Genomic DNA, 14,875 nt, shown 5'->3' on the forward strand with positions numbered 1-14,875 from the left:
ACTTTTTGAAAAGGAATTATAAATCAAGATTTATAACAGATACACTATTGCATTAATTTAAAAATATATAAAATTAAAAATATGAACTTAAACGATTTAAAGAACGATTGGATACAAGACTTCGCAAACCCGATGATTATTGCAGGGCCTTGTAGTGCAGAAAGCGAATCTCAAATGCTGGAAACAGCCAAAAGACTGAAAGAAAGCGGTGCGGAAATTTCAGCTTTCCGTGCAGGAATCTGGAAACCCAGAACCAAACCAAACGGTTTCGAAGGAGTAGGAGTAATTGGTCTTAACTGGTTGAAAAAAGTAAAAGAAGAATTCGGTTTCAAAACGGCAACAGAAGTGGCTAATGCACACCACGTTTTTGCAGCATTGGAAGCAGATGTAGATATCCTTTGGATTGGTGCGCGTTCTACGGTTAACCCATTCACGGTTCAGGAAATTGCTCAAGCGTTGAGAGGAACCAACAAACCAGTGTTGGTAAAAAATCCGGTTAATCCAGATTTGGCGCTTTGGATTGGTGCTTTGGAAAGACTTTTGGGTCAAGGTGTAGAAAATATCGGCGCCATCCACAGAGGTTTCTCAACATACCAAAAAACCAAATACAGAAACATCCCGAACTGGCAGATTGCTTTAGATTTCAAAAATCAATTTCCAAATATTCCTTTGTTTATCGATCCTTCACATATTTGTGGAAACAGAACCGGTTTGGCTGGCGTTGCACAGGAAGCTTTCAACGTAGGTTACCAGGGTGCGATTATAGAAAGTCACTGTGACCCAGACAATGCTTGGAGCGATGCTTCTCAGCAGATCACACCAGAAGTTTTGGCAGAAATGATCAGCAATCTTCAGGTTCGTAATTCTGATATCTCCGGATACGAAGACGAGATGGGAAAACACAGAACTTTAATCAGTGATATGGATTTCCAATTGATAGAGTTGTTATCTCAAAGAATGAAAATTTCTGAGAAAATCGGAACATTGAAAAAAGAAAATAACATCGCTATTTTTCAGCCAGAGCGTTGGAAAGTAATTACAGAATATGCGACTCAGAAAGCATTTGAAACAGGGATGTCTCAGGAGTTCATAGAAAAAGTTTTCAAAGCCATCCACGAAGAAAGTATCGAAGTACAAAATAACATTATGATTGACAGATAATAATTATTTGGGCAGCTTAATCCGCCTTCCACTCAAACCTAATGTAGTGGTTCATCGATTCAAATTGAAATAAATAAGAAATATGAGATAAGTCGGGCTGCACAAGATTCTCTGTTTTAATAATAGAAACCAAAAGAAGCTAATAATTTAGCTTCTTTTTTATTGAGGCTGACTTTAAATTTCTAAATTTGCCAAATACAAAATTCTACTGTTTGAAAGGAATCATCATCAAATCAACCGGAAGCTGGTATCAGGTTTTGGAATCAGAAACAAAACAAATCTTTGAAGCCAGAATTCGCGGAAAATTCAAATTAATAAAAACACGTCTTACCAATCCGTTGGCGGTAGGAGACGAGGTAGAATTTTCTTTGGAACAGGATGATGTCGCTTGGATTACCAAAATTTTCCCGAGGAGAAATTATCTCATCAGAAAATCCGTTAACCTTTCCAAAGAAGCACACATCATTGCTTCCAATGTTGATATTGCTTGTTTCATTTATACTTTGAAATTCCCTGAAACGTCTTTGGGTTTTCTTGATCGGTTTTTAGCTTGCTGTGAAGCATATAATATTTCACCTTTGATATTATTCAATAAAATGGATACATTGAATGATGAAGAAAAAGACATCGTAGAAAACATAGAAGCAATGTATCAGAATATCGGTTACGATACATTGAACATTTCTTCTTACACAAAGCTCAATCTTGATTTTTTAATTAATAGAATTAAAGATAAAACGTCTGTTTTCTTCGGACATTCTGGGTGCGGAAAATCAACTTTAGTGAATGCTTTGCAGCCAGATTTGCACATTAAAACAGGGGAGATTTCAGAATCTGTACTCAAAGGAAAGCACACGACAACATTTGCTCAGATGCATTTTTGGGATTTTGGAGGTTCGGTTATCGATACTCCAGGCGTTCGTGAATTTGCAATGATAGATGTTGAAAAGGAAGAAATTCAACATTATTTTCCTGAGATTTTTCAAAAAGGTAGAGATTGCAAATACCACAATTGTATGCACATCAACGAACCCAAATGTGAAGTTTTAAACGGTTTGGAAACAGGAGAAATAGAAGAAACCAGATATTCCACTTATCTCAAGCTAATGGAAGAAGCAGAAGAAATGAATCAGAAATAAAAAAATCCTACAAAAATTATTTGTAGGATTTTTAGTTTTATGTCAAGTTGGATTTTAGAATTTCCAACCAAGCGTGATAAAGAAATTACTTCTAGTATTTTTCACTTTTGAAACAACTTCTGCATCACTTAACAATTCTGTTCCATTTGGAGAATAATAACCGGAAGTATATGTTCCTTTGGGTGTAGTTATTAATTTACCAAACAAAAATGGACTATAATATGTTGAGGTTATGTTCTGATAAGAAGCATCTATATAGAAAGCTTTGAAATCATAACCAATACCAGCACCAATTATATTCCTTTTTCCAACAAAAAGATTGGAATAGGATTGATTAGAAGTACTGCCATTATCATTATAACTAAGCATTGACATATTATCAAAGCTATTTCCTTGGTAAGCATATCCACCTCTTAAACGAAAATCCATAATTCTATATTCTGCACCAACTCGGACTTCGGAAGAGTTTTTGTAAGTTTCCTTGAAGAAATCATTTAGCTCAGCTTCCGCATCTCCATATTCTTTATACTTTGGTTTTGTAATTCCTTGGATGAAGTCTACATTCAATGCAAAATTCTTACTTGGAACAAAGGCAGCACTAATGCTTGCCTTCATAGGAGTTGATAATTTTCTATCCTCATAATTCCTATCATAGAGATTGCTATTAAGATAATATTCGTTGTAATATCTGTCCATATTCCACCAAGTAGGTGTTTCTATTGCAGCACCAAGTCTGAATTGGTTACTTAGTTTCGCAATAACTCCAATGTTAGCAGAAAATCCGTCAGCTTTTTCTTCGAAATCTGTAAATTGTTTATCAAACCTTATTAAACTATTGCCATTTCCAAAGTTAGCAGAATCATATTGATTTAAATAAGAGTTGTGAAAGTTAAGTCCTGCTCCAAAATATAATCTATTGTCGTAATTAGCACCTACAGTAAAACTGGTTTTGGAAATATCACCATATCTGTCGTACCAATGTCCTGCTAATGTGTAATTTGAAGAATTGATCGTTTCGGTTGGAGTACTCGAAATTTGAATATTTTGATTCCCTCGGGTTTCTGTATAATTATCTATGGATTGTGTGGAATAATTAATTCCGATATTGACAAATTTCCACTTAGAGTTTGTGTCACCAAGATTTATTGTTAATACACCACCACTATTGTTAAGGTCTGTTTTATTGATTGTATAATTTGATGAATTACCACCAAGAGTTGTCTTATTTTTATTACTATTAATTCCTAAAGTCAGATTGACATCACTAGCAATAAAAACCCCAATTCCAGCTGGGTTCACACTTGCCGAGGAAATATCTCCACCCAATGCTCCCATAGAACCTGCCATAGAATTATACTTAGCAGTACCATTAATAGAGTTATTAGAATAAATATCAACTGTATTCGTAATTACTGAAACATCCTGAGCTTTAAGATAGACCAAAGAGATAGGAACACTTAACAGTAAGAAAGTTTTTTTTAGCATTTTTATATGAAATGTTTTTAGAATTTACAATTATCTTCTTCCGCCACCGCCGGATCTCATTCCACCGCCACCGCCAGATGAACCACCAGATCTAAATCCACCTCCAGAATTGAAACCGCCGGAATTACTTCCAGATCTTGATGGAGCTGTGTAGCTATCATTTCTGAAACCTCCATTATTTTGAGTTCTTACATTTCCGTTGTTAGGATAGCTTGGAAAAGTTCTTACGCCGCCATTGTTAGGATAAGTGTTTCGTACGTTACCATTGTTTGGATATGTATTTCTAGTGCCACCGTTATTTGGAAATTGTCTGATGTTACCGTTGTTCTGGTTTCTTATATTTCCGTTATTGATGCCTCTGATGCCATTACTATTTCTGATGTTTCCATCGTTTCTCATAATTCTGCTGTTGTTAGCAGTAATCATCTGTGAGTTTCTTGAAGAATTAATACCACGGAAACCATTCGTTCTGTTGTTGGTGGAAATCATTCCGCCCAATCTACCATTAGAACCTGATCTGATGTATGCAGGTCTGTAGTAATTTCCGTAAGGATAATATCCTCCGTAGTAGCCGCCCCAGCCATAACCCCAGAAAGGATCATAGAAACCTCCGCCCCAGCCCCAAGGTGAGTACATAGAACTTCCCCATCCCCAGCCGAAGCCCATGCCCCAACCGAAAGAATTGAATCCCCAACCGTAGTTAGGATAGCCCCAGCCGCCAAAACCGCCCCAGCCACCGTAGCCGAAGCCCATTCCCCAGCCACCATAGCCCCAATTATTAAAGCTAGAATAGTTGGTTTCTGTTCCTGTAAAATTGCCCCAGTCAGAATCGGATGTTAAAGCATAACGGTTATTTTGATCTTGGATGTTTTGTTGGTTGTTATCATAGATGCTTGGATAAGTATCTTGATAATTATAATAATCATCAACTTGATTACCATAATTGCCTGTATAAGACCCAGCAGGCAAAGAATCTTTGTTTGGGTCATAATAAATACCATCAGTTTCTGAGTAACCTCCAGTATAAATAACACAAGAAGTCAAAAGAAAACTGCTGGAAATCAATATCAAACCTTTTGATTTGATAAAATTGAATAAGCTTTTATTGTCGAAATTTTTCATTTTATGAGATGTATTAAGTTTCATATATTTGCATTTCCTAAAAGAGACCAAAATTTATACCATTTAATATTAATAAATACGTGTAAAATTAGGCTTTTTATTTAGATTATAAATAGTTAAAAAAGTTAAAAATCATATCAAAAAATTTATGGCAAAGTTAACATCAAGAGCAGAAGATTATAGCAAATGGTATAATGAACTGGTTGTTAAAGCAGATTTAGCAGAGAATTCAGGCGTTAGAGGATGTATGGTTATCAAGCCTTATGGTTATGCAATTTGGGAAAAAATGCGTGACGAGATGGATAGAAAATTCAAAGAAACCGGACATCAGAATGCTTATTTTCCTCTTTTTGTTCCCAAAAGCCTGTTTGAAGCTGAAGAAAAAAATGCCGAAGGTTTTGCCAAAGAATGTGCTGTGGTTACCCATTACAGATTAAAAACTGATCCAAATAATCCTGGGAAATTAATTGTTGACCCAGACGCAAAATTGGAAGAGGAATTGATTGTTCGTCCTACTTCTGAAGCGATTATCTGGAATACTTATAAAAACTGGGTTCAGTCTTACAGAGATTTGCCGATTTTGATTAACCAATGGGCGAATGTTGTAAGATGGGAAATGAGAACAAGATTGTTCCTTAGAACTGCCGAATTCCTTTGGCAGGAAGGACATACAGCTCACGCCACAAAAGATGAAGCGATAGAGGAAACAGAGAAAATGCTTGAGGTTTATGCAAAATTCGCTGAAGAATTTATGGCAATTCCGGTAATAAGAGGAATCAAAACACCTTCTGAAAGATTTGCTGGGGCAGACGAAACTTATTGTATCGAAGCGATGATGCAGGATGGAAAGGCTTTGCAGGCAGGAACCTCGCATTTTTTAGGCCAAAACTTCGGAAAAGCTTTTGATGTGAAATTCACAACCAGAGAAGGGAAAATCGAACACGCTTGGGGAACTTCTTGGGGAACTTCAACAAGATTGATGGGAGCTTTGATTATGACACATTCTGATGATTTAGGATTAGTTTTGCCTCCAACTTTAGCGCCGATTCAGGTTGTGATTGTTCCAATTTTCAAAGGAGAAGAGCAATTAGCCCAAATCAGTGATGTTGCTTTAGATATTCAGGCTAAGTTGAGAGCAAAAGGAATTTCAGTGAAGTTTGATAATGATACGCAAAACAAACCAGGTTGGAAATTTGCTGAATATGAATTGAAAGGTGTTCCGTTGAGAATCGCAATGGGACCAAGAGATTTGGAAAACAGAACTGTTGAATTGGCTAGACGTGATAATTTAACCAAAGAATCGGTTTCGATTGATGGATTGGAAAACTATATCGAGGAATTACTAAAAACAATTCAAAATGATATTTATACCAAAGCTTTAACTTACAGAGAAGAAAATATCACGAAAGTTGATTCTTATGAAGAGTTCAAACAAGTTTTGGAAGAAAAAGGTGGTTTCATTTTAGCACATTGGGATGGAACAGAAGAAGAAGAAGAGCAAATCAAGCAAGAGACAAAAGCAACAATTAGATGTATTCCTTTGAATAATGAGCAGGAAGATGGAGTTTCTTTAATATCTGGAAAACCTTCTAAGCAAAGAGTTGTATTTGCGAAAGCCTATTAATTCTCGAAAAATATTATAATAAAAACCGAAGATTGTTCTTCGGTTTTTTGTTTTTTAATTATAAATCTAATCAAAAAGTTAAATCAGAAAATAGTTAAAGTTTTATTAAAATTATCAATAGCGAAAATTTGTGGATTAAAATTTGGTAACATTACATAACATCAAACATTAAAATAAACTACTATGTCAATCAACTTAATCGACCTTATCAAAGGTCAGCTGGGACCGGCAACGGTTTCCCAAACAGCAACTCAACTTGGAGAAAGTGAGTCTGGTATTTCAAAAGCAATTTCTGCATTATTGCCTGCTGTAGTAGGTGGTTTTGCAAATAGTAATGCACAGTCTGAACTTTTTACTACAGTAAAAGAAGCAGCTTCGTCAGGTGTGCTATCCAATTTATTAGGAAATCTGAATGGAAGCGATTCTGTAATTTCAAGAATTCTTTCTCTGATTTTTGGAGATGGAGATAAATTAGCTGCGATAACTAATTCGGTTTCCAATTATGCAGGAATCAGTAATGATTCTACAAGCTCTTTATTAAATCTTGTTACTGGAGCTACAGCAGGAACGCTTGGAAAATACGCATTGGATAATAATACAGATGCGTTTTCTTTTGGTAATCTTCTTAGCGAACAAAAAAATAATCTATCAGCACTTTTACCTGCAGGATTTAGTTTTGCAAGTTTAGGTTTAGGGAATTGGTTTGGTAGTGTAGATGCTGAAACTGTAAACGTAGTTCCTGAGCCTATGCAAACACCGATAGCGGATGTGAATCCTGTAACACCAGCTACGGAAAAACCCGTAGTAACAGAAACGCCACAAGTGGAAGTTACAAGAAGTGGAACAACGCACGATATTGTTGGGAATAGTGATTCTGGAGGAAGCATTTGGAAATGGTTGTTACCATTATTATTGTTATTGCTTTTAGGATGGTTTTTCTGGAAACAATGTGATAAAAAAGCTGAGCCTGCACCAGTTGCTATGACAGATTCCACAACAGTCGTTACTGATTCTACAAATGCTTTAGGTGATACGGTTTCTACAACCAGAGAAACATTGGTTGTGACTTTGCCAAGCGGTAAAACTTTACAAGCTTATAAAGGCGGAATCGAAGATCAAATTGTAACTTTCCTGAAGTCTGACGAATATAAAAACTCAACAGAAGCACAATTGAAAGACAAGTGGTTCAATTTTGATAATCTGAATTTCGAATTTGGAAAAGCCATTTTGACACCAGAATCACAAGTTCAATTGGATAACTTGAAAATGATTTTAGCTGAGTTTCCGGATGCGAAAATTAAAATTGGAGCTTACACCGATAAAAAAGGTGACGAAGCTGTAAATCTTAAATTATCTGGCGAAAGAGCAGGAGTTGTAAAATCGGCAATCAATTCTAAACAAGTTTTGGAAGCAGAAGGATATGGTTCTAAGTTTGCTAAAGTTCCGGCGGAAGCTTCTGACAAAGAAAGAGAGTCTGACAGAAAAACAGCTGTGAGATTTACAAAGTAAAATATAATTTCAAATTGATAAAAACTGCCAGAATTTGGCAGTTTTTTTATTGTCTTATTGTAGGTTAAGAAAAGTATTATTAAATTTGTTAGTCTAATCTAACAATAAAAATTAATTGAATCAAAATAATAACAACAACGCTTGGAGAAAGGAGAGGAGTTCCAATTCGCTTCAAGAGGTTTTCGCCAGCGTCAATATTCCCAAAGATGGGAGTTTCAAGAAAAAACTAATGGCTTATATGGGACCGGGATTACTGGTCGCAGTTGGTTATATGGATCCAGGGAATTGGGCTACAGATATTGCGGGTGGTGCGCAGTTTGGTTACACCTTACTTTCTGTCATTCTTATTTCTAATCTTTTCGCCATTGTTTTGCAATATTTATCAGTGAAATTAGGTGTTGTAGCAGAACGAGATTTGGCTCAGGCCTGTAAAGACCATTTCCATCCGGTTGTTAATTTCATATTATGGATATTTTGTGAGATTGCGATTGCAGCTTGTGATTTGGCTGAGGTCATCGGTTCAGCGATTGCGTTGAATTTACTATTCGGAATTCCGTTGAGTGTTGGTGTTGTGATTACTGTGATTGATGTTTTTCTAATTTTATTTTTGCAATCACGAGGTTTCCGATACATAGAAAGTATAGTTGGAGGTTTGATATTCATCATTTTTGCATCATTCTTATATGAGATAGTTCTCAGCAAACCGGAGATTTTACCAATGTTGGAAGGCTTGATTCCTAAGAAAGAAATAGTGACAAATCCTTCAATGCTCTACATTGCTATCGGTATTTTGGGTGCTACAGTGATGCCTCATAACCTTTATCTGCATAGTAGTATCGTTCAAACCAGAAACTATCCACGAACTACTGAGGGTAAGAAAGAAGCTTTGAAATTTGCCGGATTAGATAGTAGTTTTTCTTTGATGTTGGCTTTTTTTATCAATGCTGCTATTTTGATTATTTCGGCTGCTACTTTTCACACAACAGGAAATAAAGATGTAGCGGATATTAATGATGCTTATATGTTGCTGACGCCACTTCTTGGAACAACTTTAGCGAGTATATTTTTTGGAATAGCATTATTGGCTTCTGGGCAAAATTCTACTTTAACAGGAACACTTGCCGGACAAATTGTGATGGAAGGCTTTCTAAATATCAGATTGAAGCCTTGGGTAAGACGATTGATTACAAGATTGATTGCGATAGTTCCAGCCTTGATTATTTCTATAAAATACGGTGAACGAGGGACAGCTGATTTGTTAGTTTTCAGTCAGGTTATTTTATCGATGCAACTGAGTTTTGCTGTGGTTCCTTTGGTAATGTTTACCGGAAGCAAGGCTAAAATGGGCGAATTTGTTAACAAGCCTTGGTTGAAGATTGTAGCTTACATCATCAGTGCAATCATCATCGTTCTGAATCTTTATCTTTTGAAGGAGACTATATTTCCTTAAGTTATAAAATAAAAAACCGAATCCTGAGATTCGGTTTTTTTTATGTTGATTTTAAAAAATCAATCTTGTTTTGTGCGCAGCGCACCCCGACCTGAACGGAGCTCTTTTTATTTTTTATGAAAAATAAAAAAGCGGGAGTGGAGGGCGGATAAGGTGCCCAAATAATTATCCTAATTTCTTAGAATCTGCCACGAATTGTGCTAATCCAGAATCTGTAAGCGGGTGCTTCAACAAGCTAAGAATCGGTGCCAATGGAGATGTAATAACATCTGCGCCAATCTTTGCACAATTGATGATATGCATAGGGCTTCTGATAGATGCTGCTAATATTTCTGTCTCGAAATAATAGTTATCATAAATCGTTCTGATTTCCTCGATAAGGTTAAGTCCATCGACAGAAATATCATCCAATCTTCCTAAGAAAGGAGAAACATAAGTTGCACCAGCTTTTGCAGCCAATAATGCCTGGCCTGCTGAGAAAATTAATGTGCAATTGGTTTTGATGCCTTTGTCAGAAAAATATTTAAGAGCTTTTACGCCATCTTTAATCATTGGGATTTTTACTACGATTCTTTCGTGAAGTGCTGCCAATTCATCTCCTTCTTTAATCATTTCTTCGTAAGTCGTAGAAAGAACTTCTGCAGATACATCTCCATCTGCAATGTTGCAAATATCGATATAATGCTGGTTAATTGCTTCTTTTCCGCTGATTCCTTCTTTTGCCATCAACGAAGGATTGGTAGTAACGCCATCTAGAATCCCCAAATCTTGTGCTTCTCTGATTTGGTCCAAATTGGCTGTATCAATAAAAAATTTCATATATAGGTTTTTATAAAATTGTTTTGTAAATATAGGTATTTAAAAAGCATTGTGGAAATAAAAAAGAAGCCCTAAGGCTTCTTTTAAGTTATTTCATTCCAGCTTCTTTTGCTTTGAACTCGTTGTACTTTGCCGTGTTTTGAGTGGTCATATACATTCCTTTTAGGAGTGTTACAACTTCTTTGTTATTAGGCTCATTAGCATAAAGTTTTTCAGCATAAGGCAAAGCTTTTTGGAATCTGGCTCTTCTTTGCTCCAGAATTTTATTTGCTTCATCTATTTTTCCCGCTTTTTTCAAATCTCTGTATTGATTGATTGCAGCTTCGTCTTCTCCTAAAATTGCAAAAACCAAGTTGTTAAGTGCGTTAGGAAATTTAGAATCAATCTCTACTAATTTTTTGAAAGTAGCTTCAGCTTCAGCTTGTTTTGCCGGATCTTTACTTAGCATAACACCAAGATTATAAAGACTTTCTTTATCGTTTGGATTAGCAGCGATTTTTGCTTTCAAGTTATTTACAAACTCATCCGTTTTTCCGGATTTGAAATAAGAATTGCTTTGAACCTGACCTAAAGACTGATTTTTAGGGAATTTTTTTAAGCCTTCCTCTGCAACTTTTCCTGCTTCCTCATATTTCTGTTGTTCAAATAATAATGATGCAGTTACTTCATAAAGTTCTTCTTGCTTGCTTGGTGTTTTCTCAATTTTGAAATCTGTATAACCAGCATTTGCTTTTTTATAAAGATCAAAAGCTGCTTTGTCTAAAGTTTCTACTTGTCCAGATTTGGTGTTTTTTGCTGTATAAACAGTTTCTTCTCCTGTATAATTGGATTTAATTAAAGATTGAAGAATATCAGTCGATTGAGCTTTTTTATCGGGAGTTTGAGCATAAGCTACACCAGCGTAATAAAGGAAATTTTTATTATCCTGTCCTGCTGCTTTGAACAAATAATAAGTCTCAGCGAACTTTGCACCAGCCACGTCAAACTTTTTGTTATTATAGTTGGTTGTTGCTTCTTCATTTGCTTTTCTTAAAAGCGGATCAATTGCTCCTCTTAATTTTTCCGTCAAAGAAGGTGTATATTTTTCCTCTTTCAAAGAAAGACCACTTCCAGACTTATCAGCAGCATCTTTCCCAACAAAATACACTTTATTCTTTTCTGCATCTTTTCCAGAATAAATGGTTTCATTGCCTAAAGTTGCAATTTTAGCAAGATATTCTGCGCCTTCAATATTTTTTCCAGCTTTCAAAAGAGACAATCCTTTTGCGTAATAATATTGCTCAAGGACAGAAGGTTCCAACAAAAAAGTTTTGTCACCAAAAATACCTTCCGCTTTTGAAATTTCAGTATTTGCAGTTGTAAGATCTCCTGAATCAACTGCTTTTACAGCATTAGCAATTTCTTTTTTCTGCGCATTCATCAATGCTACAGATAGAACTGCTAGACTTAAAATTAATCTTTTCATATTAAACTTTTAATTTTTTATTCGTTATCTTCTGATTCCTCAGTGTTTTCTGGTGCTTCGTCAGTCGTATTGTTTACTTCTTCTGAGTCACCGATATTTAATTGGTTATCGCCAGTTTGTTCTTCTGCTGAGAATTCTGGATTATTGCTGTCGTTTTCTAAACCTTCTTCGTTTTCTTCCTCTACATCTCGGTCCATTTCCACTTTAGCAATAGCTGCGATTTCGTCTTTAGTTTTTAGGTTAATGACTTTCACACCTTGAGTATTTCTACCCATCACACGCATCTCATTCATATTCATTCGGATGGCAACACCAGATTTGTTGATGATCATCAATCCATCTTCGTCTGTTACACTTTGGATGGCGATTAGATTTCCTGTTTTTTCTGTAATGTTAAGCGTGATAACACCTTTTCCGCCACGGTTGGTGATACGGTAATCTTCTACAGCCGTTCTCTTTCCGTAACCTCTTTCAGAAACCACAAGAACAGTATCATTTTCAAGATCATTAACAACAATCATTCCGATAACTTCATCGTTATCTTCAAGGGAAATTCCTCGCACACCAATAGACCCTCTACCTACAGCTCTAGCTTTTTCTTCAGGGAAACGGATACATTTTCCGTTTTTGGTAGCGATCATAATTTGAGAATTTCCGTCTGTTAATTTTGCACCTAACAATTGATCATTATCACGGATTTCGATAGCATTCACACCATTTGTTCTTGGTCTGGAGTAAGCTTCCAAAGATGTTTTTTTGATGGTTCCGTTCTTGGTGATCATCACAACATTCATTTGGTTGATGTATTCCTGATTTTTAAGATCTTTCGTTCTGATGTAAGCCTTGATTTTATCATCTGGCTCGATGTTAATCAAATTCTGAACAGCTCTACCTTTCGCAGTTTTGGAACCTTCCGGAACCTCGAAAACTCTCAGCCAGAAACATTTTCCTTTTTCTGTGAAGAAAAGGAGATATTCGTGGTTTGTAGCTGTTACGATATATTCTAAGAAATCTTCATCTCTTGTAGTTGCAGCTCTATTTCCTACGCCACCTCTGGATTGTACTTTATATTCAGAAAGAAGTGTTCTTTTGATATAGCCTGCGTGAGAAATTGTCAGAACTACTTTTTCATCTGGGATAATATCTTCGATAGACATTTCTCCACCAGAATAATCGATTTCTGAACGTCTCGCGTCGCCATATTTTTCTTTGATTTCAAGAAGTTCATCTTTGATGATTTGATAACGTCTTGGCTCATTAGAAAGAATATCTTCCAAATCTTTGATCAAGGCCATAATCTCTTCATACTCAGCACGGATTTTATCCAATTCCATACCGGTAAGACGAGCCAGACGAAGATCCAGAATTGCCTGAGCTTGGATTTCAGATAATTCAAACTCCTCAATCAAACCTTCTTTTGCCGCCGCAGGATTTGCGCTATGACGGATGATTGCAATCGCTCTGTCTAAAGAATCCTGAGTTCCGATAACTTTCATAAAGCCTTCAAGAATATGAGCTCTTTCTTTGGCTTTCCTCAATTCGTATTCAGTTCTTCTAACGATTACTTCGTGACGGTGATCAACGAAATGAAGAATCAAATCTTTAACATTTAACTGTAAAGGTCTTCCTTTAACTAAAGCGATGTTATTAACTGAAAATGAAGTTTGTAGAGAAGTGTATTTATATAAAAGGTTTAATACAACATTTGGAATGGCGTCATTCTTTAATTCGTAAACAACTCTAAGTCCGGTTCTGTCAGATTCGTCACGGATTTCGTAAATTCCCGGAAGTTTATCATCCTTAACCAACTCAGCCGTTCTGGCAATCATCTCTGCTTTGTTAACTTGGTAAGGAACCTCAGTTACAATAATGGCGTTTCTGTTTCCAATCTCTTCGAAATTAACTTTTGCTCTTAGAACGATACGTCCTCTTCCTGTATGGAAAGCATCACGAACACCATCGTAACCATAAATAATCCCACCAGTTGGGAAATCGGGAGCGATGATATGTTTCATCAACTCATCAATGGTAATTTCTTTATTATCGATATATGCACAAATGGCATCAATACTTTCAGATAAATTGTGAGGCGCCATATTCGTCGCCATACCAACTGCAATACCAGAAGTTCCGTTGACCAAAAGGTTTGGAACTCTTGTGGGAAGAACAGTAGGTTCTTGCAAAGAGTCGTCAAAGTTATTCTGAAAATCAACAGTATCTTTATCTAGGTCGGCAAGAATTTCGTCAGAGATTTTCTTAAGTCTTGCTTCCGTATAACGCATTGCTGCAGGCGGGTCACCATCCATTGATCCGAAGTTACCCTGCCCATCAACCTGCTCATAACGCAAACTCCAAGGTTGTGCCATTCTTACCATTGCATCGTAAACCGAGCTGTCTCCGTGTGGGTGATATTTACCCAAAACGTCTCCAACGATTCTGGCAGATTTCAAATGTTTTCTGTTGGAAAATACATTCAGACCATACATACCGTAAAGAACACGTCTGTGTACGGGTTTCAAACCATCTCTTACATCTGGCAAAGCTCTTGATACAATTACTGACATCGAGTAATCGATGTAAGAGGTTTTCATCTCGTCAACAATGTTGATCGGTATTAACCTTTCTCCTTCCTTATGCATAAATATTTTTAATTTATTGTAAATCAGAAATTTATTTTAGTTTCTGACCTGTTGAGTTTTTCTGTTTTTTATAACGGGCTAATTTACAAAAAAAAACCGATTTTTGCATTCTGAATTTATCAACATTAATCATAAAAAAATAAAAATATGAGTATCCTTAGTATTACATTCCACACAGTTGAAGATAGGATAAAAGAATGGGATTTGTATGTAGATAATGATTTGCATCAAATGATTGAGAATCTAATAGATGTTGAGAAATATATTCTGTCAGAAGTCCATTCTGATATGGTAAATGAAGGGAAAAATACCAACCTTTTTCTTTTATTTGATAATGCGGAAATCCGTGACCAGTTTATGGAAAGCGAAATGGTGAATCTGGCAGAAAGAATCAATCAGAGATTTGGAGAAGAAGTGATGATTTTTCCGACTTTCCTTAATTCAAAAAAGAAAAGATTTTAA

Annotated in this window: 11 protein-coding genes; 6 read left to right on the forward strand and 5 right to left on the reverse strand. The window is 36.0% G+C overall.

Going from position 1 to position 14,875, the window contains the following annotated elements; translation table 11 throughout:
- The first annotated feature begins 81 nt into the window (after positions 1–81).
- On the forward strand, positions 82–1,161 hold the full coding sequence (locus BUR19_RS03500; RefSeq protein ID WP_074233529.1) for a chorismate mutase: 1,080 nt from the start codon (positions 82–84) through the stop codon (positions 1,159–1,161).
- A 212-nt stretch (positions 1,162–1,373) separates the two neighbouring features.
- A complete protein-coding gene (gene rsgA / locus BUR19_RS03505; protein WP_074233530.1) occupies positions 1,374–2,300 on the forward strand; it encodes a ribosome small subunit-dependent GTPase A in 927 nt (308 codons plus the stop codon).
- A gap of 54 nt (positions 2,301–2,354) precedes the next feature.
- Here the strand turns inward: rsgA and BUR19_RS03510 are convergent, their stop codons facing one another.
- Both BUR19_RS03510 and BUR19_RS03515 read right to left on the reverse strand, forming a co-directional pair.
- The gene (locus BUR19_RS03510) at positions 2,355–3,785 is read right to left on the reverse strand and encodes an OmpP1/FadL family transporter (protein WP_074233531.1); all 1,431 of its coding nucleotides are present in this window, start codon (positions 3,783–3,785) and stop codon (positions 2,355–2,357) included.
- 30 nt (positions 3,786–3,815) lie between these two features.
- Positions 3,816–4,907 carry a hypothetical protein gene (locus tag BUR19_RS03515; protein WP_074235525.1) on the reverse strand — a complete coding sequence of 364 codons (1,092 nt, stop codon included), beginning with the start codon at positions 4,905–4,907 and terminating at the stop codon, positions 3,816–3,818.
- Between the two features lie 148 nt (positions 4,908–5,055).
- Here BUR19_RS03515 and proS point away from each other — a divergent pair, with 148 nt between their 5' ends.
- The 3 genes from proS to BUR19_RS03530 all read left to right on the forward strand — a co-directional run bounded on the left by proS (position 5,056) and on the right by BUR19_RS03530 (position 9,490).
- Positions 5,056–6,531: a proline--tRNA ligase gene (gene proS / locus BUR19_RS03520; protein ID WP_074233532.1), complete on the forward strand. Its 1,476-nt coding sequence runs from the start codon at positions 5,056–5,058 to the stop codon at positions 6,529–6,531.
- Between the two features lie 183 nt (positions 6,532–6,714).
- Positions 6,715–8,040, forward strand: coding sequence for an OmpA family protein (locus BUR19_RS03525; protein WP_074233533.1), 1,326 nt, complete (start codon positions 6,715–6,717; stop codon positions 8,038–8,040).
- 115 nt (positions 8,041–8,155) lie between these two features.
- Entirely contained in the window at positions 8,156–9,490 is a 1,335-nt protein-coding gene (locus tag BUR19_RS03530) for an Nramp family divalent metal transporter (RefSeq protein ID WP_074233534.1), read from the forward strand.
- A 165-nt stretch (positions 9,491–9,655) separates the two neighbouring features.
- On the opposite strand, the gene fsa is transcribed toward BUR19_RS03530, so the two are convergent.
- From fsa to gyrA, 3 genes are all read right to left on the reverse strand, one after another.
- Positions 9,656–10,309 (reverse strand): fructose-6-phosphate aldolase, encoded by a 654-nt coding sequence (fsa, locus tag BUR19_RS03535; RefSeq protein WP_074233535.1) that lies wholly within the window; start codon positions 10,307–10,309, stop codon positions 9,656–9,658.
- 88 nt (positions 10,310–10,397) lie between these two features.
- Positions 10,398–11,774, reverse strand: coding sequence for a tetratricopeptide repeat protein (locus BUR19_RS03540; RefSeq protein WP_074233536.1), 1,377 nt, complete (start codon positions 11,772–11,774; stop codon positions 10,398–10,400).
- Between the two features lie 17 nt (positions 11,775–11,791).
- A complete protein-coding gene (gene gyrA, locus BUR19_RS03545; RefSeq protein WP_074233537.1) occupies positions 11,792–14,413 on the reverse strand; it encodes a DNA gyrase subunit A in 2,622 nt (873 codons plus the stop codon).
- 147 nt (positions 14,414–14,560) lie between these two features.
- On the opposite strand from gyrA, the gene BUR19_RS03550 reads away from it, so the two are divergent.
- On the forward strand, positions 14,561–14,875 hold the full coding sequence (locus BUR19_RS03550) for a DUF4286 family protein (RefSeq protein WP_074233538.1): 315 nt from the start codon (positions 14,561–14,563) through the stop codon (positions 14,873–14,875).

This window comes from Epilithonimonas zeae, from assembly GCF_900141765.1.
Taxonomy (GTDB): Bacteria; Bacteroidota; Bacteroidia; order Flavobacteriales; family Weeksellaceae; genus Epilithonimonas; species Epilithonimonas zeae.

Excerpts from the sequence above, each read along its gene's own strand:
- BUR19_RS03500 (WP_074233529.1), top strand. The coding sequence starts at position 82 with ATGAACTTAAACGATTTAAAGAACGATTGGATACAAGACTTCGCAAAC.
- BUR19_RS03510 (WP_074233531.1), bottom strand. The coding sequence starts at position 3,785 with ATGCTAAAAAAAACTTTCTTACTGTTAAGTGTTCCTATCTCTTTGGTC.
- BUR19_RS03515 (WP_074235525.1), bottom strand. The coding sequence starts at position 4,907 with ATGAAAAATTTCGACAATAAAAGCTTATTCAATTTTATCAAATCAAAA.
- proS (WP_074233532.1), top strand. The coding sequence starts at position 5,056 with ATGGCAAAGTTAACATCAAGAGCAGAAGATTATAGCAAATGGTATAAT.
- BUR19_RS03525 (WP_074233533.1), top strand. The coding sequence starts at position 6,715 with ATGTCAATCAACTTAATCGACCTTATCAAAGGTCAGCTGGGACCGGCA.
- fsa (WP_074233535.1), bottom strand. The coding sequence starts at position 10,309 with ATGAAATTTTTTATTGATACAGCCAATTTGGACCAAATCAGAGAAGCA.
- BUR19_RS03540 (WP_074233536.1), bottom strand. The coding sequence starts at position 11,774 with ATGAAAAGATTAATTTTAAGTCTAGCAGTTCTATCTGTAGCATTGATG.
- gyrA (WP_074233537.1), bottom strand. The coding sequence starts at position 14,413 with ATGCATAAGGAAGGAGAAAGGTTAATACCGATCAACATTGTTGACGAG.
- BUR19_RS03550 (WP_074233538.1), top strand. The coding sequence starts at position 14,561 with ATGAGTATCCTTAGTATTACATTCCACACAGTTGAAGATAGGATAAAA.